This is a genomic window from Nonomuraea sp. NPDC004186 (genome assembly GCF_053603495.1).
The window spans coordinates 71321-97961 of sequence record NZ_JBSGFQ010000017.1 but is presented as its reverse complement, the minus strand read 5'-3'; the positions used below and the strand labels follow the sequence as shown (position 1 = coordinate 97961).

Below are 26641 nucleotides of genomic sequence, written 5' to 3'. Positions count from 1 at the left end.
GCGTCTGCCCGCGCTCGGACGGTTCATGCCGTTTGCTTGATAATGAACATTATGTCAAGTAGCCGCTTTCGGAAGGGGTCCGCCGCTCCCCTCGGCGGGTGGGACCGGTGGGTCTGATGGGATTTTTTTCCCGGCGGCGCGGCGGTGTCCCGGGTGGTGTGGCGGGGGCCGGTTTCGGGGGTTGAGCGGGGGTTTTGGGGTTCGGTGCGGTGGTGTGGCGGGCTCCCCTGGATGCTTACGGAGAGTTTGACGTTCTGTCGATTCGCTGTCCTTGGCGCGAGGTGTGGTTTTAAGCTGGAAGTCCTGCTATTCGCGCCGCGAGAGGAGCAGCACGTGGGGAGCCAGTCGGTGTTATGCCCGGTGTGTCAGGGGGTCGTTCCTGCGACGGGCAAGGAGGCGTACACGGCGCTGCGGGGTCGTCTCATTCTGACGAACGGTTATTGCGCGGGTGGGTGCGCGGAGCGGCGTGCCGAGGAGCAGGCCCAGCAGCAGACGCAGCAGATGGCGCGTCCGGAGCCGGCTCCGGCGCCGGTGGCTCCTGTGCAGATGCCGGTGCGGACGCCGCTGCGGGTGGTGCGCTGATCGTTTCGGTGTGTTCTCCCCCGTGCGGGGGTGCGGGGTGACCGGTCGTGCGGGCCGGGTGTGGTGCTGTCGGGGTTATGAGTGGCCGTCGGTGGTGTGCCAGTAGTCGCGGGTCTCGGTGGCGAGGCCGTCGGGGTCGAAGCGGGCGAAGACGCAGCCTGCGAGGGTGATGGGGCGGCCGTTGTCGTGGGCGTGGACCCGGAATTCGATGGCGGCCGTGTCGCCGTCGACGATGGGGTCGGCGAAGGTGACGTGGGGGTCGGTTTCGCCGGCGAATGACCATTGGATGTAGTCGGCGATGGCTTGTCTGCCCTGGTGTGGGGGGCGGAAGGGCATGCTGGTGTGGACGGCGTCGTCGCGGTAGAGGGCGATGATGGCGGCGGTGTCGTGGTGGGTCCAGCCGTGTTGCCAGGTGTCGGCGAAGCGTTGGGCGGCGGTTCGGGTGTCCATGGGCCCATTGTGCGGGCGGGGGGGTTGGCTGTGAGGCCGGTTTGGCGCGGGTTGGGGTGAGTGGCCGCTCCCCCGCGGCCGTCCTGCTTTCCTGTGGTGTCACCAGGGGTGTACGGCGGTTACGGCGGTGATGGGCAGGGGCCCGTACAGGTGGGGGAAGCCGTTTTCGAGGCGGATGTCGAGGCCGGTGGGGTCGATGTCGAGGATGAGCAGGGGTTCGGTGACGTGGGCGTAGAAGGTGGTGTGGACGCCGCGTAGCTGGGTCTGGTCGCGGCTGCAGTGGATGAAGCCGATCTCGTCGAGGGTGTGGCCGAGGGTGGAGATGCGGTACTCCCCCGCTTTCTGGGCGCCTTCCCAGTCGGTTTGCAGGGCGAGGTGGTGGATGGGGTTCATGGCGTCCATTCGGCGTGGAGGATGGCGTAGATGGTTTCGCTGGTCCATTCGCCTTTGACGTATTCGTTGTCGATGAGGGTGGCTTCGCGGCGCATGTGGAGTTTTTCCAGGACGCGGGCGGAGGCGGTGTTGCGGGCGTCGAGGCGGCCGGTGATGCGGTGGAGGCCGAGGTCGTCGAAGCCGAGGCGGAGCATTTCGCGGGCGGCTTCCGGGGCGTAGCCGTGGCCGTGGTGGTCGGGGTGGAGGATGTAGCCGATTTCGCCTTGGCGGTGTTGTCTGCTGGTCCAGATGAGCAGGGTTTGGCCGATGAGTTGGCCGGTGTTGCGCAGGGTGATGGCCAGGTCGATGGCGTCGCCTTCGTCGTGGAGGGCGGTGCGGGTGGCTCTTTTGTCGAGGAAGGTTTGGGTGGCGTCGCGGTCGCGGGGTTCCCAGTAGAGGTAGCGGGCGACGTCGGGGCGGGATTCGTAGGCGTGGACGGCGTCGAGGTCGTCGGGGGTGAAGGGGCGTAGGTGGAGGCGGTCGGTGGTGATCGGGTAGTGGGGTTTGAGCACGGAGGAAGTGTAGGGAGGGGTCAGGGGGGCGGCAATGCGTTTTCGGCGGTTGTGACGGCGAGGGTGAGGAGGGTGCGGGCCTCGTCGAGGGGGCGTTGTTCGACGACTTGCTCGAGCCAGAGGGCGCTGAGGGTGGTGTAGAGGAGGCGGACGCGGGTGTCGGTCTCGGACAGGTGGAGGGTGTCGGCGATGATGCGGATGCAGCCGTCGGCCCAGCGGCGGGCGATCTGCTGGAGGACGGGGTCGCGGCCGGCGTGGACGTAGAGCTCCCAGAGGCCGAGTTGGCGGGTGCGGTCGGCGGTGGCGATCTGGTCGGTGAGGGCGGTGAGGCCGTGGTCGGTGATCCAGGTGCGGGTGGTGGTGAGTTCGGTTTCGACGAGTTGGGCGAAGGCTTCGGCGAGGAGTTGGTCGCGGGAGGCGAAGTAGTAGGTGGTGGCGGCGAGGGGGAGGTTGGCGTGGTGGGCGACGGCTCGGTGGGTGACGGCGGCGAAGCCGCCTTGGGTGAGGAGGTGGACGGCGGAGGCCAGGAGGGTGGCGCGGCGGCGGCGTCCGCGTGCTTGGGTGGGCGGGTGTGGTTGGGGCCGCTCCCCTGCTTGGGTGGGGTTCTGGTCCGGGTTCAATGGCCACCTGCGAGGTTGAGGATGACGACGCCGCCGATGATGAGGAGGATACCGCCGATCTTGGTTGGGGTGAGGGTCTCTCCCATGAAGGCGGCGCCGATGAGGGCGATGGCGGCGGTGCCGGCGCCGGCCCAGATGGCGTAGGCGGTGCCCATGTCGAGGTGGAGTTTGAGTGCTTGGGCCAGGAGGGTGAAGGAGGTGATGTAGCCGGCGGCGACGGTGATGGTCCAGCCGGGGTGGGTGAGGCCGTTGCTGAGTTTGAGTGCGGTGGTGGCGAGGACTTCTGTGGTGATGGCGAGGGCGAGCAGGAGCCAGGGCATGGGGGTCCCCCAGACGTAAAGTGGTACGTTCGTGCCAGTTTAGCTGGGGTGCCGGATCCGGTCCGGGGGCGGTGTGGTTGGCGGAACAGCTTGAAAAGGCTGTCGAATGCGTGTTCCATTGGTCGGTGTGGGTTGGGACGCGCTTGCGCTTGTCGACGAGGCCGCTGATGAGCGTCCGCTGATCGAGCGGCGTGCGGTGGTGCGTGATGGTTTCTACGAGTTGCAGGCCCGCACGATGATCGAGCGGGTGCCGCAGACCGCGGGCATCGCCCAGCAGTGGGCCCTGTCCCCCTATCGTGGGTGCGCGCATGCCTGCCGTGGTTGTGGTGCCCGGGCGGGTCATGGGCGGCTGGGGCTGGATGCGGGGCGTGATTTCGACACGCGGATCGTGGTGAAGCCGAACGCGGTGGCCAGGTTGCGGGCGGAGCTGGTGCGCTGGGACGGTCAGGAGCTGGCGGTGGGGGTCAGCGGCGACTGTTATCAGGCGGCCGAGGAGACGTATCGGCTGATGCCGGGGGTGATCGGGGCGCTGTCGCAGGCGGCGGTGCCGTTCACCGTTTACACCAAGAGCGCGCTGGTGTTGCGTGATGCGGGGTTGCTGGCGCGGGCCGGGGCGCGGGTGGCGGTGTCGATCGCGTTCGTGGACGAGCGGATCCGGCGGGCGGTGGAGCCGGGTGCGCCGACCGCGCAGGCGCGGCTTGAGCTGGTGTCGGCGCTGGTGGAGGCCGGGGTGGAGTGCCGGGTGCTGATGGCGCCGGTGCTGCCGTTGCTCAGTGACGCGGCCGACCAGCTGGGGGCCACGGTGCGGCGGATCGCGGCGGCGGGGGCGCGGGCGGTGGAGCCGGTGGTGTTGCGGCTGCCGCCGGGGACGCGCTCGTGGTATGGGGAGTGGCTGGCGGGGGCGCATCCGCAGCTGGTGGAGCGTTATGAGGAGCTGTACGACCGGGCGGGGATGCCGTCGCCGGATTATGAGCGGCGGATCACGGGGCAGATCGCGCAGTTGTGCCAGATGTACGGGATGGGGTGCGGGGCGCCGGAGGCGGGGCCGCGGCGGCCGCGGGCGGCGCAGCTGGCGCTGGTGTGAGGCGGGCGTCCGGTTGGTGCGCGGCTGCGGGCGCGGGGGTGCGGGTGGTGACGTCCGGGTGGGCCCGTCGGTCGGATCGCCGCTGATGTGTGTGTGGTGGTAGAGGGCGGCCTGGACTCTGTTGCGCAGGCCGAGCTTGCGGAAGATCTCTTTCACGTGGCCCTTGACGGTCGAGTGGGCGATGCCCAGGACATCGGCGATGTCGGTGTTCGACAGTCCTTGGGCGATGAGGCCGGTGATTTCCTGCTCGCGTCTGGTGAGGGTCTGGGCCGTGTGCGCTTCGACGTCGTCGTCGTGGCGGGGTGTGAACGCGCTCGCCAGGTATCCCGCGTTGCGGCGGTCCACGATGGCGTAACCCGCGATGATCCGGCGCACGGCGGCGATCAGTTCGGTGGCGGTGAGCTGCCGTTGGGGCAGGGTGTAGCAGCCGAGCCGGAGCAGGTCCAGTTGGAGGCCGGCGGGGTCGGCGGTGACGATGAGGACCGGCACGCGCGAGGGCCGGTCGGTCATGAACCGGACCGTGTCCAGGGTCTGGGTGGTGACCGACGGGGAGTCCACGACGAACAGGTCGGGTCTGGCCTGGACGAAGATCCGGCCGGCCTGGGTGAGGTTGTCGGCCTCGCCCACGACCTGGAGGTCGGACTGCCGGGAGAGGATCGATCGCAGCCCGCTGCGCGCCGGCAGGTTGTCGTTCACGAGTAGGACTCTGCCTGGCCTCATCGTCGGTCCGCCCGTCGGAGGGTTGGAGTGCCCGTCGGGGCGAATATGTCAGCGGTCGATCACACCTCGTTTTCACGGCGTTCTCATCGGGCGGTGCCGGGCGGTGTGGGTTTTCAGGTGGGTAACGCCGTCCGGCGGGCGGCCAGTTCGGCGTACATGGCGGCGCCGTCCGTCAGCACGGCGTCGTCGAAGGTGGCGTACGGGGGGTGGTTGGCGGGGCAGGCGCCGAGCACCGCGACCGCGCCAGGGATCTCTTCGAGCACGAAGGAGACGTCCTCGGCGGCCATGGAGGGTTGGGCGGCGAGCGTGGTGCGCTCCTGGCTGTAGAAGTCGCGGGCCACTGTGTGGACGAACGCGGTCTCGTGTTCGGCGTTGACGGTGGGTGGGTAGGCGGAGGCGGTGTCGATGTCCACGGTCAGGTCGTGGGCGGCGGCGATGTCGCGCAGCAGCCGTACGGCGCGGTCCTGGGCCTGGCGCTGCAGGCGCGGTGCCGGCGACCGGATGGTGACGGAGAAGCGGGCCTGGTCCGCTATCACGTTGTGGGTGGTGCCCGCGTGGAAGTCGGCGGCCGAGACGGTGACCGGATCCTGGTGCGGCAGGCGTATGGTGCTCAGCGCGGAGACCACGTGCAGGCTGTAGGCGGCGGCCGGGCGGGTGCCGGCGGCGTCGAGCACGCCCTCCTCGATCATGATTCTGGCGCCCGCGTGGCTCTCCTTCCCCGGCTGGAACATGAAGATGACGTTGCCGTGGAGGGTGTGGCGGCGGTCGCTGAGCAGTCGTGCGGCTCCGGCCAGCATCGTGGCGTGCATGTCGTGGCCGCAGGCGTGCATCCGGCCGGGGAAGCGTGAGGTCCGGCCGGTGTCGCCGTGTTCGTGGAGCGCGAGTGCGTCCATGTCGGCGCGCAGCAGTACGGTCGGGCCGGGCCGGGCGCCGCGTAGCACGGCGGTGATCGATGTGGCTTTGTTGCCGGTGCTGATTTCCAGCGGCAGGTCATGGAGGGCTTGGAGGAGTTTGTGCTGGGTGCGGGTGAGCGTCAGTCCGATCTCTGGCTCTGTGTGCAGGTCGTGCCGGAGCCGTAGGAGGTGTTCGTGGAGGGTGCGGGCGCCGTTTGCGATGGTCACGGTGTGGGCCTCTCCCCCGGGTCGTCGGGGCGGCGGGTGCCGAGGCTGCTTTCGGTCATCGGGTCGACCGGGCCCTCCTGGCGTGCCGCTCCCAGCAACCCGCACAGGTGCTCGATCTCTGGCCTGCGCCCCGTGAACGTCGCCACGTCCATCGGCAGCTCGGCTGCCACCGGCCGGGCCCGCTCGGGCGGGGTCTGTGCCGCGGGCTCGGGGGCGGGCCGATGCTCGCGCAGCAGCTCCGCGTGCGTGGCGCGGAGCTCGTCGGAGGGGTCGACGCCGAGTTCGTCGGCCAGCCTGCGCCGGATCTCCTCGAAGCAGCGCAACGCCTCGGCTCTGCGGCCGGTGGCGCCGAGCAGCCTGATCAGCCGGGTCTGGAGCGGCTCCTCGTACGGCATGTCCGCGGCGACCTCCCGCACGTGCGGCAGGGCCGCCTCCGGCCGGCTGGTGTGCAGCGCCAGGTCGGCGGCCCTGGCCGCGCAGCCGGCCCGGGCGGTCTGCAGCCGGCGGATCCCCGCGTGCGTGCGGACCTCCTCCGGGGCTCCTTCCAGTACGAGCCCGCGCCACTGCCCGAGCGCCCGCAACAGCAGGTCGAGCCCGAGCGCGGGGTCCGGCTCGCGAGCGGCGGCGCGGTAGCGGCCGAGGAAGCGGGCCGCGTCCACATGGCGCGCGTCCAGGTCGAGGACGTAGCCGCCGGACCTGGTGTACTTGACCGCCTCGGTCATCCCCGTGTGGTCGCGCAACCACGATCGCAGCCGCGACACGCTGGTGAGCAGAGCCCGCAGGCTGACCTCGGAGGTGCCCCAGACGTGGCTCAGGAGCTGGCCTTCGGCGACCGGCTCCCCCCGTGACAGCAGCAGCACGGCCAGGAGCCAGCGAACGTGCTGGCCGGGAAGCGGGACCTCTCGGCGGGACAGGCTGATCTCCAGTGGGCCCAGGATGAGGCGCTGTCCGGCAGGAATTCCGATATCGGGCGTATGGCTTCACCATGACACAGATCAAGATCTGCTCCAAACCGCGTGCCCCGCAGGCCGGCCCGCCGCGACCGGGCGAGGGGTCAGATGCGGCGCTGCAGGAGCATGCCGGGCCATTCCCCGACGGTGAAGGGGGCGGTGCGGGTGAAGCCGCAGTTTTCGTAGTAGGCGACCAGGCGGCCGTCGTCGCCGGCGTAGCAGTCGACGCGCAGCAGGCCGACGCCGCGTTCGGCGGCTTCGGTGGCGGCCCGGTCGAGCAGGGCGCGGCCGACGCCGTGGCCGTGGTAGCGGCGGTCGGTGACGAGGGCCTGGATGTAGAGCTCGGGTTCGGTGGCGGGGGTGACGTAGTCGTGGGCGCCGCCGACGACGAGGCAGCCGGCGGGGTGGTGGTCGACTTCGGCGATGCGCATGCCGCCGAGTTCGAGCCAGCCGGTGACCTGGCGGGTGCGGCGTGGGTTGCCGGTGAAGGGGCTGCTGCCCCATTGGCCGGTGCGTCCTTGGGCGGTGAGCCAGGCGACGGCGCTGTCGAACATGCTCAAGACGAGGGGGACGTCGCCGTCGCGGCCGTCGCGGATGCGCGGGAGGGTGCTGGGGTGGGTCATGTCAGGCCTTGCTGCTCTTCAGGGCGCTGCCCTTCTTCCACTCCTTGAACGGCAGTTGCCAGAAGCCCCAGCCGTTGTTCCATTCGAGTTCGCGGGTGGTGCCAGTGATGTCGACGACGTCGCCGCGCTGGAAGTTGTCGTAGAACCATCGGGCCTGGTCGGGGCGGGCGTTGAGGCATCCGTGGCTGACGTTGCGGACGCCTTGGGCCCAGACGTTGTCCTTGGCGTGGACGTATTCGCCGGAGTTGGAGATGCGGACGGCGTGGTCGATCATGACGTCGTAGTAGCCGGGGTCGCCCTTTTTGCGGCCTGGGGAGATCATGCGGACGGGGTTGCCGCGTTCCATGGTGAGGTGGACGCCGGAGGTGGTGGTGTATTCGCGGGTGGTGGCCATGCCGGCGCTGATACGCATGGTTTGGACGCGTTTGCCGTCTTTGTAGACGTACATCATGTGCTTTTTGGTGTCGACCTTGCTGATCTGCCGGGCGCCGATCTTGAGGGTGGCAGAGTAGTCCTTGACCCCGTACAGGCCGTCGCCGCCCTTGATGCCGGTGATGCGGGCGTTGAGGGTGACCTTCTGGTGGGCGGGCCAGTATTTCGCGGTGCGGTAGATGGCGACGGTGTCGTTGATCCAGCGCCAGGCGCCGGTGACGGGCTTTTCGGCCTCGACTTCCAGGGCGCGTTCGATGGTGGCCTTGCTGGTGACGGGCTGGTTGAAGGTGACGATGATGGGGGCGCCGACGCCGATGGTCTCGCCCTTGGCGTGGGGGGTCACGTCGGCGATCTGCAGCGCACGTTCGGGTTTGGCGGTGGTGAACGTGCTGGTGGCCGTGGTGGCGCCGGCGGTGGCGTTGACGGTGTAGTCGGTGGAGGGCTTGAGCGCGGTCTTGGAGACCCACTTGGTCTTGTCGGCGTTGTACTTGCCCTCGACCTGTTCGCCCGAGGCCTCGACGGTGACGTTGTCGAGGACGCCGCCGTCGGAGGTGACGACGACCTTCTTTTCGGGGCTGACCTTGCCGCTGCCCTCGGCGGGGCTGATCTTGACGGTGGGGGCCTGGGGGGTGGCGGACGTGGTGGCTTCGGGCGCGCCCGCTCCCCCGCTGCCGCCACCGGGGGTGGTGCCCGATGAACACGAGGCCGTCAGTGTGGCTGCGGTGAGCAGCACGACTGCGGTGGCGGGCTTCCTCCAAGCGGGCGTAACGTTCAACACTGTCCTTTCCCCCACGGCACCAAACGCACCTCAAAAACCTTAATGCTGACGCATGTAAGACGAGGAATCATTTGGGAGAGTTCGGTCACATTTCAATCACTTGTGCCTGGGAAAGGGACCCGTCAAAGGCGGTGGGTCAGGCCGGTGTGCCGTCGTCCGGCGCCCTTGGTGCGGACGGCCTGGGCCAGGGCGCGGCGGGAGCCGACGATGACGACGAGTTTCTTGGCCCTGGTGATGGCGGTGTAGAGGAGGTTGCGCTGCAGCATCATCCAGGCGCTGGTGGCCAGCGGGACGACGACGGCCGGGTATTCGCTGCCCTGGGAGCGGTGGATGGAGACGGCGTAGGCGTGGGCGAGCTCGTCGAGTTCGTCGAAGGCGTAGTCGACGGCCTCGTCCTCGTCGGTGACGACGGTGAGCTTGTGCTCGTCGGGCCGGATGTCGGTGACGATGCCGACGGTGCCGTTGAACACCCCGGCGGCGCCTTTGTCGTAGTTGTTGCGTAGCTGGGTGATTTTGTCGCCGACGCGGAAGACGCGGCCGCCGTAGCGGCGTTCGGGCATGCCTTCGCGGGCGGGGGTGAGGGCTTCCTGCAGGGCGGTGTTGAGTGCGCCGGCGCCGGCGGCGCCGCGGTGCATGGGGGCCAGGACCTGGATGTCTCGGCGCGGGTCGAGGCCGAAGCGGCGCGGGATGCGGCGGGCGACGACGTCGACGGTCAGGGCGGCGATGTCCTCGGCCTCCTCGCAGGGGAACAGGAAGAAGTCGTTCATGCCCTGGAGGATGGGGTGGTTGCCGGTGTTGACGCGGTGGGCGTTGACGACGACGCCCGACTCCTGGGCCTGGCGGAAGATCTGCGTCAGCCGTACGCGGGGGATGTCGTCGGCGGCGAGCAGGTCTTTGAGGACCTCGCCGGCCCCGACCGAGGGCAGCTGGTCGACGTCGCCGACGAACAGCAGGTGCGCGCCCGGCGCGACGGCCTTGACGAGTTTGTTGGCCAGCAGCAGGTCGAGCATGGAGGCTTCGTCGACGACGACGAGGTCGGCGTCCAGCGGGTTGTCGCGGTCGAAGGTGGCATCGCCGCCGGGGCGCAGCTGCAGCAGCCGGTGGACGGTGGTGGCCTCGTGGCCGGTCAGCTCGGCCAGCCGTTTGGCGGCGCGGCCGGTGGGGGCGGCCAGGATGACCTTGGCGCGTTTGGCGCGGGCCAGCAGGACGATGGAGCGTACGGTGAAGCTCTTGCCGCAGCCGGGCCCGCCGGTCAGGACGGCGACCTTCTCCGTCAGGGCCAGGCGGACGGCCTGGCGCTGCTCGGCGGCCAGGTCGGCGCCGGTCTGGCCGTGCAGCCAGGTCTCGGCGCGTTCCCAGTCGACGTCGGCGAAGGCCTTGAGCCGGTCGTGGCCGGAGCGCAGGAGGGAGAGCAGGCCGGAGGCCAGGGAGTTCTCGGCGCGGTGGAAGGGCGGCAGGTAGACGGCCGGTACGACGTTGTCGCCGGCCGGGATGGGCTCGCGTACGGCGCCTTCGGCTTCGATGAGATCTTCGAGGCAGGTGGTGACGAGGTCGGCGGGCACTTCGAGGATCTTGACGGCGTCGGCGGCGAGGTTGGGGGCGGGCAGGTAGCAGTGGCCGTCGTCGGCGGCCTGGGACAGGGTGTAGCGCAGGCCGGCTTTGACGCGTTCGGGGCTGTCGTGGGGGATGCCGACGGCCTGGGCGATGGTGTCGGCGGTCTTGAAGCCGATCCCCCACACGTCGTCGGCCAGCTGGTACGGGCGGGTCTTGACGACGGAGATGGACGATTCGCCGTACTGCTTGAAGATGCGCACCGCGATCGAGGTGGACACGCCGACGCCCTGGAGGAAGATCATCACCTCTTTGATGATCTTCTGTTCCTCCCAGGCGGCGGCGATCATCTTGGTCCGCTTGGGCCCCAGGCCCGGGACTTCGACCAGGCGCTGCGGCTGCTGTTCGATGACCTCGAGGGTGTCGGTGCCGAAGTGGTCGACGATGCGCTCGGCCATCTTGGGGCCGATGCCCTTGATCAGGCCGGAGCCGAGGTAGCGGCGGATGCCCTGGACGGTGGCGGGCAGGACGGTGGTGTAGGAGCGCACCTCGAACTGGCGGCCGTAGCGGGGGTGGGAACTCCAGCGGCCGAGCAGCCGCAGGGATTCGCCGACCTGGGCGCCGAGCAGCGGGCCGACGACGGTGAGCAGATCGGAGCCGGAGCGTTCGGTGGCGACGCGGGCGATGGTGTAGCCGGTCTCCTCGTTGGCGTAGGTGATGCGTTCGAGGACGGCGTCTAAGGCGACAACGACTGAACCGTCTGGACCATGCGCCACGTAAACTCTCACTCCCCTGCCGTTCTGGGCCCAGATTAGAGCAACTACCCGGCGGCCACGGAGTCCCCACGCGATGCCAGGGCGGTCGCGCTTTCGAGAACTTTCCCGCTTGTGCCGCCCGCGCCGCCTACGTCCCCGGGGCCGCTCCATCGAGGACCTGGCGGACATCATCCGCGAGCTCGCCGAGGCGCGGGCTCGCCGAGACGCCCTGTCCCCCGAAGAGGCCGCCCGTGCCGCCTATGTCCCCGGGGGGCCGCTCCATCGAGGAGCCGGCGGACATCATCCGCGAGCAACGCCGCAGGGCTCGCGCACGCCAGCAAGCTGGCCTGAACTGATTTTGATGGTTATTTGGGTTCTTGGCCCCTTTTTTGCAGGTCAGAGCGAGATGATCTTGTCGGGCATGTAAGGCACGGCGCTGAACCGGGCAGCCGAAAGCGCGAGGTTCGCGGCCCTGTCCTCCCAGAGGTGCATCGAGCCGTGTTTCTGAACCCCGCTTGCGGCAGCCCAGCGAGGTGCGACGCAGGAGACCGGGGAAAGGGCGCCGCCCGCGAAGCGGCCATGGTGACGGGGCAACGCCCCTATGCCATGGTGATCACATGGCCGAGAACCCGATCCCCACGCCGGTCCCGCTTCCCCCGCCCATGCGCTACCTGACTGAAGACGAGAATAACCACGTCAAGAAGACCGCCTCCGAACAAACCCAGAATTATGAGGTGGATGAGACGGTGGCCATCGCAGTCGCCTACGCTGCTCTGGGCGCTATAGGCCTGTTCGCGACGCAGTCGATTCTTGCAGAAAGCAACGACGAGAACTGCAACGCGCTGAGACTGGCATGGGACACCACGCAGCCAAAGGAGAGGAAGTATCTCGGGTCGTGGTGGCAGTGCGTGGGAGAGCCCGGCCACTACGGCCGCCACTTCGCCTACAGCATAGTTGAGTGGTCTGACGGCGAGCCCGGCACTGTGCCCGCCACCAGGACGGCCTGACGGCCTCACGGCGCGCTGCGCAGCTCGGGGCCCGGAGGGCGGCCCGTCGGCCGAGCCCTGACCGAGGTACTGGCAGCACTGCGCCCACTGACGGCCGATGCGGGGCCGCTGCCCCCTGCTCCTCGCCGGAGCGGCAGGCTCCGGGATGGCCCGGGGCGCGAACCAGGTTGCAGGCCGTGGTGGGTTCGTCCGTCGAGCTTGTAGACGCCGGGCTTGAGCGTCGTGGATGCGGCAGAGGTTCCCTTCATGTCGAACGAGTGCGGCCGTCCTCGGAAGGGGCCCGCTCGCAGCGCGCCGCCCGGGTGATGCCCTGATCAAGCCCGGCCACCGTGTTCACGCCGACGTCGGCGAGCATCTGACTGGAGGAGTTCAGTCTCGCCGGCTGCTCGCCATCGCCGAGATCACACCCTGATGGGGATTCAGCACTCTCGCGCTTTCAGCGCCTCCGGCGTCTCGCCTCACCGCTTTCACCGGCAGGACACGACAGTGCGCGCAGACTAAACGACCGTGCACTCAGCCTTAAGGACCAACCCGAACGCGGCCTGCACACTCAAGGAGGAAGCAAGCGAGCAAGCGTGGAGACATCGCACCGCCAACGAGTTCGTGAGTTGTCCGCCGGCGAGAGCAAGCCCTCACTGGAGCGGTGGAAAGCCTGGCGCCTCACGGATCGCAGGTGCCGGAACTTCACCTGGATCGTGTATTCCACCAGAAAGATCCAGCAGGAAATCACAAGGCGAAAGAGGGAAAATGAAGAAATGGGTGCCCACGGCTGCCCTGGCGGCCGCACTCCTGGCTGGTCTGACGCCCCCCGCATCGGCAGCCTCGCCAACGGACAACGAGGTCCATAATACCGGCACGGTCTGGGTCGGCGCCATCCAGGTCAGAAATTTCAATACTAATCTGGCTTACCGAAGCGGTAAATATGATGAGCTGATTCCAGCCGGGCTCTTTTCGGGCTACCGGCACACTGACGGCATCTACATCGGACCGGGATACTGCGGAAGATTCCGCCAATGGCTCCGGGGGACCGAGCAGAACCCTCCAGCTCCGGAGGATCTGGCGGACCCACAGGTCATCCGAGGGGAGAGATGGGTCTGGTTCCCCGAACCAACTATTGGCTGGGACGTGAGGGCATTGCCATTAAGTGATCCTCTCTGCGCGGGCGCGTCGCTGACCGCCAAGGACGGAAAGCTCCTTATTCAGCCCGAGCAGTCACGCTGAGGCACTGAACACGCCACAAAGTGCCTCACCGCTCGTTGGCGGCCGCTTATCCCCCGTCCCCTTCGAGGGATAAGCGGCCTCCCAAAACCCGCTGCGCAAAGTCGATCCCGGCGAGAGGCCATCGTCGCAACGGGCCATTGACCTGCCGCTGCGTTTCGGGCAGGCCGAGGCTTGAACACAAGCACGCCGCTGTCGCCGACCTTGACACTCGTCGATAGGTTGCCTACAGGTGCGCCGGGAAGTCCGGTCAGCAATTTCTGCCGTCCATCCCGGAAAGGCGCCCGCCGTGCGCGCTCGCGACCTGCTCACCGACTTCCCCGCGGTCACCTTGGACACTGCAGTGATCGAAGCCCCTCGGCTGCTGGCCGAGCAGGACCTGCCCGGTGTGATCGTCGTTGATGGGTCGGGCCTGCCTGCCCGGCACCCAGGTGCTGCGCCTGGCTGTCCCCGGCTGTTGCGGGGACGATCCGGCGCTCGCGCACGTGGTCGACGAACGGCACGCTGATGCCTTCCTCACCTCGCTGAGAGACCGGGCCGTGCGCGAAGCCCTGCCTGCCCGGCCGCGGGAGCTCCCGGTCATCGACCCGGATGCAACCGCGCTGGAACTGGCCGCGCTGATGGCGCGCACCCACAGCCCGCTGGTCGCGATCGTCAGCGGGAGCCGTCTCCTGGGCGCGGTCACCCTCCAGGCGCTGTTGGACGGCCTGCTGGCCCCGTGAGCGTGCTGGCCTGGCTGTCGGTCGCGGTCTTCCTCGGCGCCTACGCGCTGATCGCCACGGAACGCATCCACCGGGTCGCCGCCCCGCTCGGCGGCGCCGGTCTGATGCTGCCCATCCACGCCAGTGACGCGGGTGCGGCGCTCTTCTCCGAGCAGACCGGCGTCGACTGGAACGTCATCTTCCTGCTCCTGGGCATGATGGTGATCGTCAGCGTGCTCAAGCAGACAGGCGTGTTCGAGTACCTGGCGATCTGGGCGGCCAAGCGGGCGCGCGGCCGGCCGTACCGGCTGATGGTGTTGCTGGTGGTGATCACCGCCGAGGCGCTGGCCTCCAACCGGCGGCAGATCAAGACCCAGGCCAACCTTCAGGAGGGCCGCCACGACCTGGCCCGGAAGATCTTCCACGGCCGCCGCGGGCAGCTCAACAATCGTTATCTTGGGTTGTTGGCCCGTTCTCGCAGGTCAAAGCTAGACGATCTTGTCAGGCACGTAAGGCATGTTGACCGGCGTTGAAGGCATGCTGCAACGCTGCCGGTTGGAGTCGATGTCGGCGCTGGGGCCTGGTCGGCCGCTGCGTCGCCGTCATCGTGGCGCGGGGTCGTGGTCGGCGGTGATGCGGGCGGAGGTCCCCTTGTCCAAGGGGGACGTAGCGGCCGAGGCCGGCCAGGTGCCGGTGACGGGACCTGGCCCGCAACTCGGGCGCGGGTCGCCCGCACGGCGACCATGCCTGTACCCAGCCGGTCAACATGATGATCGGCGCATGTCGCTACTGGCTGCTCGGCTGTTCCTCCGGGCCGGAAGCACAAGAGATGATCAACGTGATGAGGTCGCGCATCGGGGTCAGGAGGTCCGGGTAGGCCTTGGCGTTGAGGTCGTACAGGCGCAGGGCGCCGTTGCGCCGTACCGTCAGCAGATCCGCATCGCGCAAGATCTTGAGATGGTGGGAGGTGGCGGGCTGGGACAGCTCCAGGTGCGCGGCGATGTCACCGACGCTGCGTGGGGCCGCGGACTCCAGGAGGAAGACGACGATCTCCTGCCTGCGCTCATCCCCCAGGGCGGTGAACAGCGGCCGGGTCCGCGCGAACAGCGCGAGGACGTCCTGGGCCTCGATTGAGCCGCTCATGCGGGCAAGGAGTTACGCAGAGCGGACAGATGGCCGACCGGCAGCGTCCTGGCGGCGCCTTCGGCGATCCAGCCGTCCAGCATCAGCCGCGTCTGCGCGCTCACCTTCGTGAAATGCGTCTCCAGGTAGCTGCGCAGGTCGAAGGGGAGCAGCCATGGCAGCACGCGCAACGCCAAGCCCACGGCCCAGGACGGGACGGAGACGGGAGCGCGCAGCCCGTGCTGAGCGGAGACCACGGCGACGGCCTCCCGGACGGACGCGGTAGCGCCCCGCAACCGTGTGCTCGACGCGGGCAGCCTCCAGCCGGAGGCCTCCAACTCGGCGATGTAGGGGATCATGCGGGCGGCGGCGAGCTCCCCCGCACCGGCCCGCGTCACCCGCTTGGCCCGCACGCCACCGGCCTGAAGCGCGGCGACGACCTGCGGGGCGCGCGCTCCGGTGACGCCCACCGCCGAACCGGGTGGCACCCAGTACGCCACCCCCGGCGCGGGGACCTCTCGCTCCAGCGGCGCCTGGTAGGCGAGCAGCGTCGGGGCCACCTGGACGATCTGCTCCTGTGGCCAGACCCGGGCGAGGGTGCTCAGATCGCCCGGGTCCTGGCCGATGGTGACCACCGTCGCCGCTCCGGCCGCCGCATGCAGCGCACGCGTCCACTCGCCCCGCAACGCGGGCGAATCCACGCAGAGCCACACCATGTCCCACTGTTCGCGGCGCGGTTCACTGATCACCTCGTACGGCACAATCCGCTCGCTCACCGGCGCTCGCCCCCGCCTGAGCCGGTACAGCGAAGCCCCTTCCCAGCTCTCCCGGCCCGGCCTCACCAGATAGCTGACCCGGGCCCCGGCTGCGGCCAGCCATAACCCGAAGACCTGCCCCAGCGCCCCGGCCCCGACAATCAGCACCTTTGACATCGCTGCTCCATAGATCTAAATATTTGGATATGTAGAACATTATCTCAGACTCGCGGCGCCCTTGCCGGTCGCGGCGTTAGCCCTCGTCTCGCTCCCCGCCAACGCGTCCACCGCTGACCATCCGACCGGCGACGGCGCCCGTAACCGCCACCCGTCGGCGCAGGCCGTACGGCAGAGGACGCCACAGCCGGTCGCGGCGCCGCCGGACGGCAAGCGACCGCTGGTGCCGGCGAAGGGCTTCGTCCCCGTGGCGGCGGGATACGGTGCCAAGAACAGCTACATCGTCACTCTCAGGCAGGAACTCGCCGACCGTCCCCATGATTTTGTTCGCGGTGTCTTCGCTGCGGTAGCGCGCCGTCGCTCCCGGCCTGCGTGAGCGGGGCCGCATCGGCTCGTCCACCAGCTACCGCATCATCGCCATCCACTGCGGCAGGCTCGACCAGTCCACGCCGTGCCCCGTGCAGTACGCCAAGTACAAGGTGATCCGGCCCGCGCACACCCGCCAGATACGCAGTGGTTATGTCAACAGGCAGGGTGTCGCAGACACGAAGCTGTCGCACCACAGCTTGCTACACAGGGTTAGACCAGTGTCACCTTCGGCGACGTAGGCGGATTTCGACAAGAGCGTCAGAACTGGCAGAGCCGCGCCCTCATCGCTCTCGCACACATCCTGAAACTTCACAGGTGTAGCCGGCATCAGCCGGGTGACCACCCGGACCGCATCTTCGCCGGACCCGGATCCCTCGCTCGCAGCATGCGACCTCGTGTCGCACCTTGTTATAGCGGGCGGCGCAGCCCGTCCAGCACGAGGGTGATGACGCCGTCGGCTTCGGCCCGCCAGTCGGGGCGGTCATGGGCCGCACCGATGCCGTGCAGCGCCATCATCACGGCCCCGGCATCCACGTCGTCGCGAACCGTGCCGTCCCGCACGGCGGCGGCCACCAGGTCGGTGACAGCCTGCTCCAGCGCCCGGCTGCCCTCGGCGAGGACACCCGAGCGATCGGCCATGAGCGTGGCCAGCGTCCGGGCCAGACCCTCGTGGGCATCTATGTGGTCGACCATGCCGCGTAGGAAGGTCGCCAAAGCCTCCGCTGCGGGCAGCGTGGCCTGTAGCTGGCGGGCGCGGTCGCACAGCGCGGCGACTTCCCCGTGGTAGACCGCCTCGGCCAGTGCCTCCCGGGTGGGGAAGTGGCGGTACAGCGTGCCGGTGCCCACCCCGGCCAGGCGGGCGAAGTCGTCGAAGCGCAGGTCGAAGAAGTCTCCGGCGTCGAACACCTCCCGGGCGGTGGCGAGCAGGGCCTCGCGCTTGCGCCGGGCGTCGGCCCGCAGCGGCTTGTCGGCGGTCATGCGCTACCTCGCGTTGACAAGTGGAGATGACCTCCATATTTTGGAAAGTGGAGATGGCCTCCAAATCGATCGTACCCCACGAGGTGCAGCGTGAAGATCCTGATGTTCGGCCGAGGCGTGATCGCCACTGTCTACGGCTGGGCCCTGCAACAGGCGGGACATGACGTCGAGTTCTACGTCCGACCGGGTCGCGCGGCGACGTACGGGGACACGGTGGACCTCGACCTGTTCGATACGCGGCGCCGAGTGTGGGGGCAGCGCGTCGCCGAGAAGTGGCCGGTGCGCTACCGCGAGGCGCTGGAGCCGGACCACGGCTTCGACCTGATCGTGCTCAGCGTGCCGCACCACCGCCTCGCGGGCGCGACGGCCTTCCTGGCCCCGCGTGTCGGCCAGGCCACGGTGCTGATCTTCGGCAACATCTGGACCGAGCCGCCGGCCGCGATCGGCGCACTCCCGCTCGACCAGATCGCCTGGGGCTTTCCCCAGGCCGGTGGCGGTTTCGGCGCGGACGGCGTGCTCCACGGGGCACTGCTGCCGTCGGTCATCTTCGGCACACTCGGCCAGCCCCCGACCGACCGGGAACGGGCCGTACGCCAGGCGTTTCGCGAGGCCGGGCTCCGGATCAAGGAGCGGTCTGACTTCCGCGGCTGGCTGTGGGTCCATTTCGCGTCGGATGCCGGCATGTTCTCGCAGGGCCTGCGGCTGGGTTCCCTGTCCAAACTGGCCGGGGCCACGGGCGACCTGCGCGAGGCGCTGCTGGCCGGCCGCGAACTGCTGCCGCTCCTCCAGGCGCGCGGCCTCGACCTGCGACGGCACCGGGGCGGTGTGCTGCTGTTCCGGGCGCCCACCTGGCTGACGGCACCCGTGCTCGCCTGGCTGACTGCTCATGTCGCGCCCGCGCGCGTGAGCCTCACGGCGCACTCCGACCCCGACGCCGAGGAGCCGCGCGAGGTCTGCCGGGACACCCTGGCCGAAGCACGACGGTTGGGCATCTCGGTACCGCGACTGGAAGCGGCCGAACCGAACTTCGCCCGCGAGGGGACGGGTCGAGTCTGAATTTACCGATGTCGTCGGTCCCGGTGGTTCGTTGCGGCTCCTTGGTCCGCCGCATCCCAGAGCCAGACCCGGTCGCACCGGTCGAGCAACTGCCGTTCACACACGGCTTTTCGCTGTCCAGCCTCTAGCGCCTCCATGGCCCGTACGTGCCCGTTCAGGCCGCCGCCGGCGTACGAAGAGATCCGCGAAGGAGAGCCGGTCTCGCGGGTTCGTCTGCCCGACGGCGGGTGGGCCTGGGTGGTCAGCCGCCACGAAGACGTGCGAACCGTGTTGAACGACCGGCGGTTCAGCGCCGACCGGCAGCATTCGGACTTCCCGCAGCTGGTCAAGGGCGAGGCGGCGTCCCGGCGGCCGGACGAGGAGCGCATGCTGATCGCGATGGACGCGCCCGAGCACGGGCCGACGCGCAAGGCCGCACTCGGCGAGTTCACGGTGCGCCGGTCGGAGGCGCTGCGGCCGCGGATCCAGGAGATCGTCGACGAGCAGATCGACACGCTGCTGGCCGGGCCGCGGCCCGGTGACCTGGTGGACTCGCTGTCGCTGCCGGTTCCGTCACTGGTGATCTGCGAGATGCTGGGTGTGCCCTACGCCGACCATGAGTTCTTCCAGGAGCACACGGTGAAGGTGATCAAGCAGTCGACGCCGCCCGAGGAGCGGTGGGCGGCGATGGAGGCCATCCAGGGCTACATGGCCGACCTCATCGCGGAGAAGGAAGAGAACCCACCGGACGACCTGCTCGGGCGGCAGATCGTCAAGCTGCGCGCGGACGGCACCTACCGGAGGACGTCGCTGGCCGGCATGGGCTTCCTGCTGCTCGTGGCCGGCCACGAGACGACGGCGAACATGATCTCGCTGTCGACCGTGGCGTTCCTGCGGAACCCGGAGCAACTCGCGATGATCAAGGCCGACCCGGGCAAAACGCTCAACGCGGTCGAGGAGATGCTGCGGTACTTCACGATCATCGATGTGGCGACGGCCCGGCTGTGCGTCGAGGATATCGAGGTCGGCGGGCAGCTGATCCGCGCCGGCGAAGGAGTGCTGGCGCTCGGTTATTCGGCCAACCGGGACCCGCGGGCGTTCGAGAACCCGGACGAGCTCGACATCGAGCGCGGCGCGCGCCATCACGTTGCGTTCGGTTTCGGGCCGCACCAGTGTCTGGGCCAGAACTTGGCTCGGATGGAGCTACAGATCGTGTTCGACACGCTGTTCGGCCGCGTCCCCAGCCTGGAGCTGGCGATGGATATCGACGAGCTGCCGTTCAAGGACGACGCGAACATCTATGGCCTCTACCAGCTCCCGGTGACCTGGTAGAGGGCCAACTGCCATCCCCATCTCAGGAGGAGAGGGCCATGAAAATCATCGCGGACACGGGCAGGTGCGTCGGTGCCGGACAGTGTGTGCTCACTGAGCCCGCGCTGTTCGACCAGAGCCAGGACGACGGCACAATCATCGTGCTGAACGAGACGCCGGAGGGCGAGCTGGTCGAGAAGGCCCGCGCAGCGGCGCGCGTGTGCCCTGGCCAGACCCTCTCCCTGGAGGAGTGAGTCAATCCGTGGATGGCCTCACAGCCTGAAACGATCACGCTGATCGGTGTGGGACGCTGAACGGCGCGTCTTCGCCCAAACAGGGCGAACTCGCACGATGCGGCACCAGGTCGTCACTGCCGTGTGACAGTGTGCCTCGGCCCGACTGGGATCACGCTGGCGTCATGGCCGGCGTGTCGGCGGAACTGGTCGTCCAGTTCGGCATTTCGCAGCGTGAGGACCTGGATCCGGTTGGGTGTTCTCCAGCTCGCGAACGGCGCGTGCGTTCTCCTGGACGATCTGCTTCTTTTCGCGCTTGAGTGCGGCGGTCCTCTTTCAGGCCACCAGTTCGGGTTGTTGTGCTCCGCAGCGGACGAACGCGGCCGCGACGGTGTCCTTGAACTGTTGTGGCGACCGGTAGTAGGAGTCGCGACCGACGCCAGCTTCGCGGCACAGGCTGGAAATGGTCAAGGCCCCGTCGCTTCCTGTCGGTTGGCCGGCCAGCAGGCGGGTCAGGGCCTGCTCCAACCGAGTCTGGGTGGCCGCGCGAGTCACTGGTCACCGCCTGGGGTGTCGAGTTCGGCGATCAGCTGGTCCAACTCGGTGAGGTACCCGGTGAGTGCGAGCTCCTGGAGCTTTGGCACGGGGCTCGCCTTGGTGGTGATGGTGTACAGCTGCTGGGCTTGGTCGCGGGCTGCGACCAAGCGCGGCCGATGCACGCTGGAGCGGCGTGCGTTCGGACAGCGCAGGCACATGTTGTGCTGCGGCACGGGCCGTCCGAGCACGGTGGCGCGCTTGACGCACACCGCGGTGGCAGCGTTGAAGAAGCAGTCGTTGAGCACGCCGGGGTGCAGGATTTTCGTCAGGTGCTCCAACATGGTGCGCAGCCGGGGCTCGTCCGACACGATGCCGGGCAGGTCGCCGAGTTCGCGACGCACGCGCTCGAACTCGCCGTCGATCCGCCGGGACGCGCCGCCGCCGGAGCGGGCGCCGTCGTTCCAATCCCGGTGAGGTCTTCGACGTAGTCGAGCATCGCCACCGCCTCCTCGGCGGCGGATCCGGACGCCGAGGTGCCGGCGTAGCCCTCGAACATGGCCAGTTTGGCGTGGTGGTACTGCCGGGCTCCGGCAACGACGCCGAAGGGCTGGTGCGCGATGTGCCAGGCCAGTGTGCGGCGGAACTGGCGGGCGGTGAAGTCCCAGGGCTGGTCGCCATCGGCGGGGATGAACGGGGTGGGCTCCAGCACAAAATCCTCGCGGGCCTGGCCGCGGCGGCGGGCTTTGGACCGCGCGCCTTTGGCCTTCACCAGCGCGCGGCGGCCGGCGAAGTCCAGGTCCTCGATGTTCAGCGGCAGGATCTCCTCCGCCCGCGCCACGGTCTCCTACAGCATCCGGTAGAAGCACTTCTCCCGCAGGTGCACCTCGCGGCGGGCGATCAGTCGGTCGATCGCCCTCTTCGAGCGCGCCGGCGTCTCGGAGTCCGGCGGGGTCAAGCGCTTGGCCCCGGCCGGCACCTCCGGGCCGTCGAAGCCGCGCTCGGCGCACCAGGCGAGCCAGGACAGCACCGCCGCCCGGCGGGCGTTCCAGGTGTTCACCGCCGTCGAGCCCCACAGCGCTTCGAGGGCCTCGCCGATCTCCTCGTCCGCGACCTGCCCGAACGGCCGGCCCTCGCCGACCCGTTCGGCGGTCTTGCCGACCCCGATCGCGTAGTTCCGCACCGTGTTCGGGTTGCCGAGCGCGTCGAGGAAGGCGTCCGCGGCATCGCGGACGGTGAGCGCCTTCCCGGCGGGCAGCTGCACGATGCGCCAGATAATAGGGCATTGTCCGTGGCAACACTCGACCTCAACCATCGCGAACACCTCCCTCTACCTGCTCCAAGATCATCCCAATGTGGGCTTTGGGCTTATGTGGGCCTCCCGTCCGCATCGGGGGTGGGGGCGGGGCAACCGAAGCGCCGCGTCCAGCGCGCCCGGCGGTGCTGTGGCGGCGACTACTCCCGGCGGCGTAGTCCGGTCGGTTGCTGGTCCCGGGGCGGTAGCGGCAGATGACTTCGCTTGCAGGACGCCCCCGAGCAGCAGTTGAACGACGATTGCGGTCATGACAACCCCAGCCCATACATCCTGCGGGCTCCCCGCCCGCATCGCCGCCGCGCAGCCGGGTCCGAACCGTGACGACCCCGCCGGCTCAAAGGACTGAGCCGCGTTGACCAGTAGACGATCAGCAGGCCGAAGCGTGCCCGCCGAGCCGGGTGCCCGGCCGGGGCTCACCCTCGCCGCGGTGGCCGTCGTGCAGTTCATGGTGTCGCTGGATCTGTCGGTCGTGAACGTCGGGCTTCCGCAGATCGCCGCCGGCCTCGGATTCAGCGCGGTGGGCCTGACCTGGGTGATCCACGCCTACGCGCTCACCTTCGGCGGGCTGCTCCTGCTGGGCGGCAAGGCCGCCGACCGCTACGGCCGCAAGCCGGTCCTGCTGCTCGGGCTCGCCCTGTTCGGCCTGGCCTCGCTCGCCGGCGGCTTCGCCCAGGAACCCGGTCAGCTGGTCGCCGCCCGGGCCGCGCAGGGCATCGGGGCCGCCGCCCTGGCTCCGGCCGCGCTGGCGCTGCTGACCACGACGTTCCCCGCGGGCAAGGAACGCGTGCGCGCCTTCGGGATCTGGAGCGCGACGAACGCCGCCGGGGGCGCGCTCGGCGTCCTGATCGGCGGCGTCCTGACCGAGTACGCCGGCTGGCGCTGGGTGATGTTCGTGAGCGTGCCCATGGCCGCCTGCGCGCTGGCGCTGACCTGGCGGGCCGTGGCCGCGGGGCCGCCTGCGGTGGGCGCCGCCCGTCCGGATGTGCTCGGCGCGGTCCTGGCCACGGCGGGCATGATGCTGCTGGTGTTCGGCATCGTCCGCACCGACCGGTACGCGTGGAGTTCGCCGGTCACCGTGGCGACGTTGGCGGTCGCCGCCGTGCTGCTGGCCGCGTTCGTCCTCGTCGAGCGGACCACGGCCCGCGAACCGCTGATCCGGCTCGGCCTGTTCGCCAACCGCTCGGTCGCCGGCGCGAACGCCTACAACCTCCTGGTCGGGGCGGCCATGGCCGCGGCCTTCTACTTCGCGTCCCTGTACCTGCAACGCGTGCTCGGGACGGGGCCGGCCCTGGCCGGGGTCGAGTTCCTGCCGTTCGCGCTGGGCGTGGTCGCCGGATCCGTACTGGCCGTCAAACTCGGCTACCGGCTCGCGCCACGTACCCTTCTGGTCGTCGGCGGGCTGCTGACGGCGGCCGGGTTCGCCTGGTTCGGCATGATCAGCCCGGACGGCGCCTTCGTCACCGACGTCCTGGGACCCTCGATCGTCGCCAGCGTCGGCTTCGGGCTCTGCCTCGGACCGGTCGTCTCCACCGCGACCGTCGGCGTCGCGGCACGCGAAACCGGCACCGCCTCCGGCCTGCTCAACAGCTCACGCCAGATCGGCGCCTCACTCGGGCTGGCCGCCCTCGGCACCGTCGCGCACAACCGCACCGGCCGCGCCGTCACGCCCGAGACCCTCAACGACGGTTACGCGCTCGGCCTGAGCCTCGGCGCCGTCCTCCTGCTCGGCGCCGTCCTCATCGCGCTCACGGTCCTGCGCCGGACCGGCCCGCCCGCACGGGCCGAGCAGGCCGATGACCGCGTTCCGCTCTCCGCCCGGGATTGACCGGCGATCCACCCACCGCAGAAAAGGGGCGTCTCGGCATGTCTGTGAACCCGATCGATCTCTTCGCGTCCTCCGTTCACCTGCGCCAAGGCGGCAAGATCCACGCCGGGAAGGCGACCATGGACACCGACCAGGACGGCTGGCAGCTGACGGCCTTCCACGCCAAGACCGGCGCCGACGTCCACGCCGACCACTGGGAGGTCCATCCCGAGGCCGAGGAGGTCGTGTCCTGCCTCGTCGGGAAGATCCGCCTCTACCTGCGGCCGGAGCGGCCGGGGCAGCAGGAGGAGGAGATCAGGCTGACAGCCGGGACCGCCGCCATCGTCCCGCGCGGCCGATGGCACCGCATCGAGCTGGACATCCCCAGCAACATCATGGCCGTCACCCTGCCGCGGGGCAGCCGGCTGGAGAAGCGCACCGAAGCCTAGGCCAGGTCGGGGTGGCGAAGTCACCGAAGGTGGCGTCGGTGCAGGCGCTGTCCGCCGGCTCGGGCGCTGTGCTTCAGGTCTTGCGAGGCGAGGACCTTCGTCGGGCTCATCCAGCCCTGCGAGGGTTTGTGAAGCGCCCAGCCGTCCCCGAGGGTGACCGCGGCGTGCTGCGCGGCTCCATCGGCACCCCGCCAGACCAGGACGGTCCCCGGCTCGTCGTCATGCCCTCCCTTCGCGGTGTGCTCCGCGAGCCAGCCCTCGAACGGCTCGCGGAGCATCCACCTCTCCTCCGCGCCCTCGGCGCCGCAGGCCGCCATCACCGTGCCGAAGCAGTTCGGGCCGCTCCGGGTGGGGAAGGTCCCGGCGAGGTCCCGCGCTCCGGGCAGCGCGCAGGCGATGGCGTCCCACGTGGCGGGGGCGACGTCGCCGTGCCGGCTGGGGCGGCGCCCCTTCTCGACGTACGCGACGACCGTCTCGACCTCACGCCCGGCGATCGAGCCGGGCCAGCGGTGCGGCGCGGGCTGGCTGCGCCTGACCGAGGCCGGCAGCCGGCGCGCGCCGGCCTCGGTCAGCCACACGAGCGCCGACGAACCCAGGCCGTAGAGGTAGAAGGTGTCCCTGACCTCGGGCGTGAGCCGGTCCCGGTCATCCTCGAGATCGAGGGAGCCGGCGAGATCGGGCGGGATGACGAAGGGCTGCACCGGCGGCGCGAACCACCCGAGCCACCGTTGGAGCAGGTCGTCCGGCACCTCGATCCCCAGTACGAGCATGACGCCACCCTAAAACGGTCACGTGCTCATCACCGCCGCCCGCCGAACTCCCAGTCGTGCACCTCGATGGCGCGGGCCACGTCCGGGTCCGGCGCCCGGACCAGCAGCGCCGTACCGAGCCAGGTGGCGCTGTCGTCGGACAGCAGCGGCCCGTACGCGATCAGCTCGTCCCGGTCGGCTCATCGAAGACGAACGCTCGCGCGGTGGCCTGATCTCGACGCGCAGCGCCGCGGTGTCAGACCGGTCACGGTGATATCGGTGTCCACGCTCAAGGGGAAACTCCCCTACGCCCGGCAGGGCACCATCACCACGCCGCACCTTGCCGACCAGACCGACCAAGCGTGGTGCCTGACGGTGCTGACCAACGCGGTCATCACGTGGACGACCGAGTACTACCACTCGCCGTCAAAACCTGCGCGCCGGTGGCCGTGAGCTGCCGGCCCACATCTCCCCGGCCCACAGCGAGAACGTCAACTTCTTCGGCGTCATCACCGTCGACGTCGAAGCCGAGCTCGCCAAACTCGACGGAGGCGGCTGGCGCCCCTTGCGCCCGGCCGCTTGGAGGAGCGAGGCGGGGACAGGAGTGGGCCCGCATTCAACTGCCGAGGGCGCGCTTTTGTGGGTGGATCGCCTCGCCGCGGGCGAGCATGTCAACGAACTGGGTGATACGGCGGGCTCGGGTCTCGGCGCGTTTGGCGTTCGCGATCCGATAGAGAACGGCGTAGCGGTTTTGGGAGGTGAGGATGTCGAACATCGCTTGTGCCTGGGGGTTCGCGGCCAATGCGGCGGCCAGGTCGGCTGGTACCTCGATGCCGGCTTGTCCCGCGTAGGCCGTGTCCCAGCGGCCGTCGGCCTTGGCGCGTTCGACCTCGGTCATTCCGGCCGGATGCATCCGGCCCTCGCTGATCAGACGGGTGACGATGGAAACGTTCCGCGCTGACCAGGGACTTTGCCTTCCGCGAGGAGTGAAGCGCCGGCAGAAGGTGATCTCATCGCGCCGTCGTAGCCGACCATCGATCCAGCCGTGGCACAGGGCTTCGTCGAGCGCCTGGTCATAGGTCAGGCTGGTGGGCCGGGTCGTGTTCTGCTTGGCGAGGACCAGCCACACCCCTGCCGAGCTGTCGTGGTGCCCGCTGAGCCACTCCCGCCAGGCTCGGGCATCGGTAACGGTCAGTTCCAGTAGTTCGTCGCTCATCGTCATGTGCCCCTGGTGATCATCAAAGGGATGGTTGTCGGCGGTCACCCGAAGGTGGGAGCCCAGGACGGGGGCCTGCCGGAAGCGGCGCTGGATCGGTCAGCGGTGGAGCCGGCCGATCACGTCCTTCGCCATGTCGCCACCGTGGCCTCTGGACGGATGACGCCCGCCCGCCTTCACCAGGTCTTGCCGGCCTGCTCCCGGATCGTGTGGTTGATCCGGTTGAAGAAGTTGGTGATTGCGATGTTCAGGATGATCGCGGACATCTGGTTCTCGTCGAAGTGGGTGGCAGCAGCGTCCCAGATCTCGTCGGTCACGCCCGGCGCGCCGTCCTGGATCCGGGTGGCGGCCTCGGTCAGCGCGAGCGCTGCCCGCTCCTCCTCGGTGAAGAACGGGGTCTCGCGCCAGGCGACCACGTTGTGCAGCCGCTCCTCGGTCTCTCCATGCTTCTTCGCCGACTGGACGCCGGCGAACACACACGGGCTGCAGCCGTTGATCTGGCTGGCCCGCAGATGGACCAGCTCGAGCACGAGCGGGTCGACGCCACCGGCGTGAATCGCCTTGTGGAGATGCTGGATCGCTGTGATCACGTCGGGATTCGCCACGCTCTTCATGCGTGCTTCCATGGGTCCTGCCCTCGTCGGTTACGTGCGCCCATCCGGGCCCGTCATCTGACGCACCTTGGCGGAGGTCATCGTCGTCGTAATGGACTTTTCGGCCGAGGAGTTCTCGGTCATG

At 69.2% G+C, this 26641-nt stretch carries 31 protein-coding genes and 1 pseudogene; 11 read left to right on the top strand and 21 right to left on the bottom strand.

Features of this window, described 5'->3' with window-relative positions:
* Window positions 1-657: 657 nt before the first annotated feature.
* The 5 genes from ACWEPL_RS16645 to ACWEPL_RS16625 all read right to left on the bottom strand — a co-directional run bounded on the left by ACWEPL_RS16645 (window position 658) and on the right by ACWEPL_RS16625 (window position 2916).
* Window positions 658-1032, bottom strand: coding sequence for a nuclear transport factor 2 family protein (locus ACWEPL_RS16645; protein WP_364248512.1), 375 nt, complete (start codon window positions 1030-1032; stop codon window positions 658-660).
* A 99-nt stretch (window positions 1033-1131) separates the two neighbouring features.
* The gene (locus tag ACWEPL_RS16640) at window positions 1132-1425 is read right to left on the bottom strand and encodes a DUF952 domain-containing protein (protein ID WP_452436653.1); all 294 of its coding nucleotides are present in this window, start codon (window positions 1423-1425) and stop codon (window positions 1132-1134) included.
* Window positions 1422-1976, bottom strand: a complete 555-nt coding sequence (locus tag ACWEPL_RS16635; protein ID WP_363980312.1) for a GNAT family N-acetyltransferase — start codon at window positions 1974-1976, stop codon at window positions 1422-1424. Before ACWEPL_RS16635 ends, ACWEPL_RS16640 begins: the two co-directional genes overlap by 4 nt.
* Window positions 1977-1996: 20 nt before the next feature.
* Window positions 1997-2596 (bottom strand): TetR/AcrR family transcriptional regulator, encoded by a 600-nt coding sequence (locus tag ACWEPL_RS16630; RefSeq protein WP_452436694.1) that lies wholly within the window; start codon window positions 2594-2596, stop codon window positions 1997-1999.
* Entirely contained in the window at window positions 2593-2916 is a 324-nt protein-coding gene (locus ACWEPL_RS16625) for a DMT family transporter (RefSeq protein ID WP_363980318.1), read from the bottom strand. The genes ACWEPL_RS16630 and ACWEPL_RS16625 overlap by 4 nt, the downstream gene beginning before the upstream one ends.
* A gap of 106 nt (window positions 2917-3022) precedes the next feature.
* Between ACWEPL_RS16625 and ACWEPL_RS16620 the strand changes: the two genes are divergently transcribed.
* On the top strand, window positions 3023-4000 hold the full coding sequence (locus tag ACWEPL_RS16620) for a radical SAM protein (RefSeq protein WP_350736340.1): 978 nt from the start codon (window positions 3023-3025) through the stop codon (window positions 3998-4000).
* A gap of 159 nt (window positions 4001-4159) precedes the next feature.
* Here the strand turns inward: ACWEPL_RS16620 and ACWEPL_RS16615 are convergent.
* The 6 genes and pseudogenes from ACWEPL_RS16615 to recD2 form a co-directional block, all read right to left on the bottom strand.
* Window positions 4160-4510 (bottom strand): annotated as a pseudogene (locus tag ACWEPL_RS16615) (LuxR C-terminal-related transcriptional regulator); the annotation flags it as partial.
* A 323-nt stretch (window positions 4511-4833) separates the two neighbouring features.
* Window positions 4834-5841 (bottom strand): M20 metallopeptidase family protein, encoded by a 1008-nt coding sequence (locus ACWEPL_RS16610; protein WP_452436652.1) that lies wholly within the window; start codon window positions 5839-5841, stop codon window positions 4834-4836.
* The gene (locus ACWEPL_RS16605) at window positions 5838-6701 is read right to left on the bottom strand and encodes an AfsR/SARP family transcriptional regulator (protein WP_452436650.1); all 864 of its coding nucleotides are present in this window, start codon (window positions 6699-6701) and stop codon (window positions 5838-5840) included. The genes ACWEPL_RS16610 and ACWEPL_RS16605 overlap by 4 nt, the downstream gene beginning before the upstream one ends.
* Before the next feature lie 194 nt (window positions 6702-6895).
* On the bottom strand, window positions 6896-7414 hold the full coding sequence (locus ACWEPL_RS16600) for a GNAT family N-acetyltransferase (protein WP_452436649.1): 519 nt from the start codon (window positions 7412-7414) through the stop codon (window positions 6896-6898).
* A 1-nt stretch (window position 7415) separates the two neighbouring features.
* Complete coding sequence (locus ACWEPL_RS16595) at window positions 7416-8579, bottom strand: Ig-like domain-containing protein (protein ID WP_452436648.1); 1164 nt, start codon at window positions 8577-8579, stop codon at window positions 7416-7418.
* Between the two features lie 167 nt (window positions 8580-8746).
* Window positions 8747-10951, bottom strand: a complete 2205-nt coding sequence (gene recD2, locus ACWEPL_RS16590; RefSeq protein WP_363980331.1) for an SF1B family DNA helicase RecD2 — start codon at window positions 10949-10951, stop codon at window positions 8747-8749.
* A gap of 596 nt (window positions 10952-11547) precedes the next feature.
* Here recD2 and ACWEPL_RS16585 point away from each other — a divergent pair.
* The 4 genes from ACWEPL_RS16585 to ACWEPL_RS16570 all read left to right on the top strand — a co-directional run bounded on the left by ACWEPL_RS16585 (window position 11548) and on the right by ACWEPL_RS16570 (window position 14389).
* Window positions 11548-11937, top strand: coding sequence for a hypothetical protein (locus ACWEPL_RS16585; protein WP_363980334.1), 390 nt, complete (start codon window positions 11548-11550; stop codon window positions 11935-11937).
* Window positions 11938-12684: 747 nt separating this feature from the next.
* Complete coding sequence (locus tag ACWEPL_RS16580) at window positions 12685-13158, top strand: hypothetical protein (RefSeq protein ID WP_452436647.1); 474 nt, start codon at window positions 12685-12687, stop codon at window positions 13156-13158.
* A gap of 398 nt (window positions 13159-13556) precedes the next feature.
* The gene (locus ACWEPL_RS16575) at window positions 13557-13877 is read left to right on the top strand and encodes a CBS domain-containing protein (RefSeq protein ID WP_363980340.1); all 321 of its coding nucleotides are present in this window, start codon (window positions 13557-13559) and stop codon (window positions 13875-13877) included.
* Window positions 13874-14389, top strand: a complete 516-nt coding sequence (locus ACWEPL_RS16570) for an SLC13 family permease (RefSeq protein ID WP_452436646.1) — start codon at window positions 13874-13876, stop codon at window positions 14387-14389. The genes ACWEPL_RS16575 and ACWEPL_RS16570 overlap by 4 nt, the downstream gene beginning before the upstream one ends.
* A gap of 253 nt (window positions 14390-14642) precedes the next feature.
* On the opposite strand, the gene ACWEPL_RS16565 is transcribed toward ACWEPL_RS16570, so the two are convergent.
* The 3 genes from ACWEPL_RS16565 to ACWEPL_RS16555 form a co-directional block, all read right to left on the bottom strand.
* Window positions 14643-14999: an ArsR/SmtB family transcription factor gene (locus ACWEPL_RS16565; protein ID WP_363980343.1), complete on the bottom strand. Its 357-nt coding sequence runs from the start codon at window positions 14997-14999 to the stop codon at window positions 14643-14645.
* A complete protein-coding gene (locus ACWEPL_RS16560) occupies window positions 14996-15910 on the bottom strand; it encodes a ketopantoate reductase family protein (protein ID WP_452436645.1) in 915 nt (304 codons plus the stop codon). Before ACWEPL_RS16560 ends, ACWEPL_RS16565 begins: the two co-directional genes overlap by 4 nt.
* A 777-nt stretch (window positions 15911-16687) precedes the next feature.
* Window positions 16688-17257 carry a TetR/AcrR family transcriptional regulator gene (locus ACWEPL_RS16555; RefSeq protein ID WP_363980351.1) on the bottom strand — a complete coding sequence of 190 codons (570 nt, stop codon included), beginning with the start codon at window positions 17255-17257 and terminating at the stop codon, window positions 16688-16690.
* Window positions 17258-17347: 90 nt separating this feature from the next.
* Between ACWEPL_RS16555 and ACWEPL_RS16550 the strand changes: the two genes are divergently transcribed.
* The 3 genes from ACWEPL_RS16550 (at window position 17348) to ACWEPL_RS16540 (ending at window position 19857) form a co-directional block, all read left to right on the top strand.
* Window positions 17348-18313, top strand: a complete 966-nt coding sequence (locus ACWEPL_RS16550; RefSeq protein WP_363980354.1) for a ketopantoate reductase family protein — start codon at window positions 17348-17350, stop codon at window positions 18311-18313.
* A gap of 135 nt (window positions 18314-18448) precedes the next feature.
* Complete coding sequence (locus ACWEPL_RS16545; RefSeq protein WP_452436644.1) at window positions 18449-19624, top strand: cytochrome P450; 1176 nt, start codon at window positions 18449-18451, stop codon at window positions 19622-19624.
* Between the two features lie 38 nt (window positions 19625-19662).
* Window positions 19663-19857 (top strand): ferredoxin, encoded by a 195-nt coding sequence (locus ACWEPL_RS16540; RefSeq protein WP_452436643.1) that lies wholly within the window; start codon window positions 19663-19665, stop codon window positions 19855-19857.
* A gap of 315 nt (window positions 19858-20172) precedes the next feature.
* Here the strand turns inward: ACWEPL_RS16540 and ACWEPL_RS16535 are convergent, their stop codons facing one another.
* From ACWEPL_RS16535 to ACWEPL_RS16520, 4 genes are read right to left on the bottom strand one after another with little or no spacing between them, the layout of a single operon-like run.
* The gene (locus ACWEPL_RS16535) at window positions 20173-20364 is read right to left on the bottom strand and encodes a hypothetical protein (protein WP_452436642.1); all 192 of its coding nucleotides are present in this window, start codon (window positions 20362-20364) and stop codon (window positions 20173-20175) included.
* A 23-nt stretch (window positions 20365-20387) separates the two neighbouring features.
* A complete protein-coding gene (locus ACWEPL_RS16530; RefSeq protein WP_452436641.1) occupies window positions 20388-20714 on the bottom strand; it encodes a hypothetical protein in 327 nt (108 codons plus the stop codon).
* Window positions 20699-21211 (bottom strand): hypothetical protein, encoded by a 513-nt coding sequence (locus ACWEPL_RS16525; RefSeq protein ID WP_452436640.1) that lies wholly within the window; start codon window positions 21209-21211, stop codon window positions 20699-20701. The genes ACWEPL_RS16530 and ACWEPL_RS16525 overlap by 16 nt, the downstream gene beginning before the upstream one ends.
* Before the next feature lie 6 nt (window positions 21212-21217).
* Window positions 21218-21634, bottom strand: coding sequence for a hypothetical protein (locus ACWEPL_RS16520; RefSeq protein ID WP_452436639.1), 417 nt, complete (start codon window positions 21632-21634; stop codon window positions 21218-21220).
* A gap of 433 nt (window positions 21635-22067) precedes the next feature.
* Here ACWEPL_RS16520 and ACWEPL_RS16515 point away from each other — a divergent pair, with 433 nt between their 5' ends.
* Window positions 22068-23510 carry an MFS transporter gene (locus ACWEPL_RS16515; protein ID WP_452436638.1) on the top strand — a complete coding sequence of 481 codons (1443 nt, stop codon included), beginning with the start codon at window positions 22068-22070 and terminating at the stop codon, window positions 23508-23510.
* Window positions 23511-23548: 38 nt separating this feature from the next.
* Window positions 23549-23938: a cupin gene (locus ACWEPL_RS16510; RefSeq protein ID WP_452436637.1), complete on the top strand. Its 390-nt coding sequence runs from the start codon at window positions 23549-23551 to the stop codon at window positions 23936-23938.
* A gap of 20 nt (window positions 23939-23958) precedes the next feature.
* Here ACWEPL_RS16510 and ACWEPL_RS16505 read toward each other — a convergent pair whose 3' ends face one another.
* Window positions 23959-24708, bottom strand: a complete 750-nt coding sequence (locus ACWEPL_RS16505) for a hypothetical protein (RefSeq protein WP_452436636.1) — start codon at window positions 24706-24708, stop codon at window positions 23959-23961.
* 258 nt (window positions 24709-24966) lie between these two features.
* Between ACWEPL_RS16505 and ACWEPL_RS16500 the strand changes: the two genes are divergently transcribed.
* Window positions 24967-25140 carry a hypothetical protein gene (locus ACWEPL_RS16500; protein ID WP_452436635.1) on the top strand — a complete coding sequence of 58 codons (174 nt, stop codon included), beginning with the start codon at window positions 24967-24969 and terminating at the stop codon, window positions 25138-25140.
* A gap of 163 nt (window positions 25141-25303) precedes the next feature.
* On the opposite strand, the gene ACWEPL_RS16495 is transcribed toward ACWEPL_RS16500, so the two are convergent.
* Together ACWEPL_RS16495 and ACWEPL_RS16490 are read right to left on the bottom strand one after the other, a co-directional pair.
* On the bottom strand, window positions 25304-25951 hold the full coding sequence (locus tag ACWEPL_RS16495) for a YdeI/OmpD-associated family protein (protein ID WP_452436634.1): 648 nt from the start codon (window positions 25949-25951) through the stop codon (window positions 25304-25306).
* Between the two features lie 128 nt (window positions 25952-26079).
* Window positions 26080-26517 carry a carboxymuconolactone decarboxylase family protein gene (locus tag ACWEPL_RS16490; protein WP_363980377.1) on the bottom strand — a complete coding sequence of 146 codons (438 nt, stop codon included), beginning with the start codon at window positions 26515-26517 and terminating at the stop codon, window positions 26080-26082.
* Between the last annotated feature and the right edge of the window lie 124 nt (window positions 26518-26641).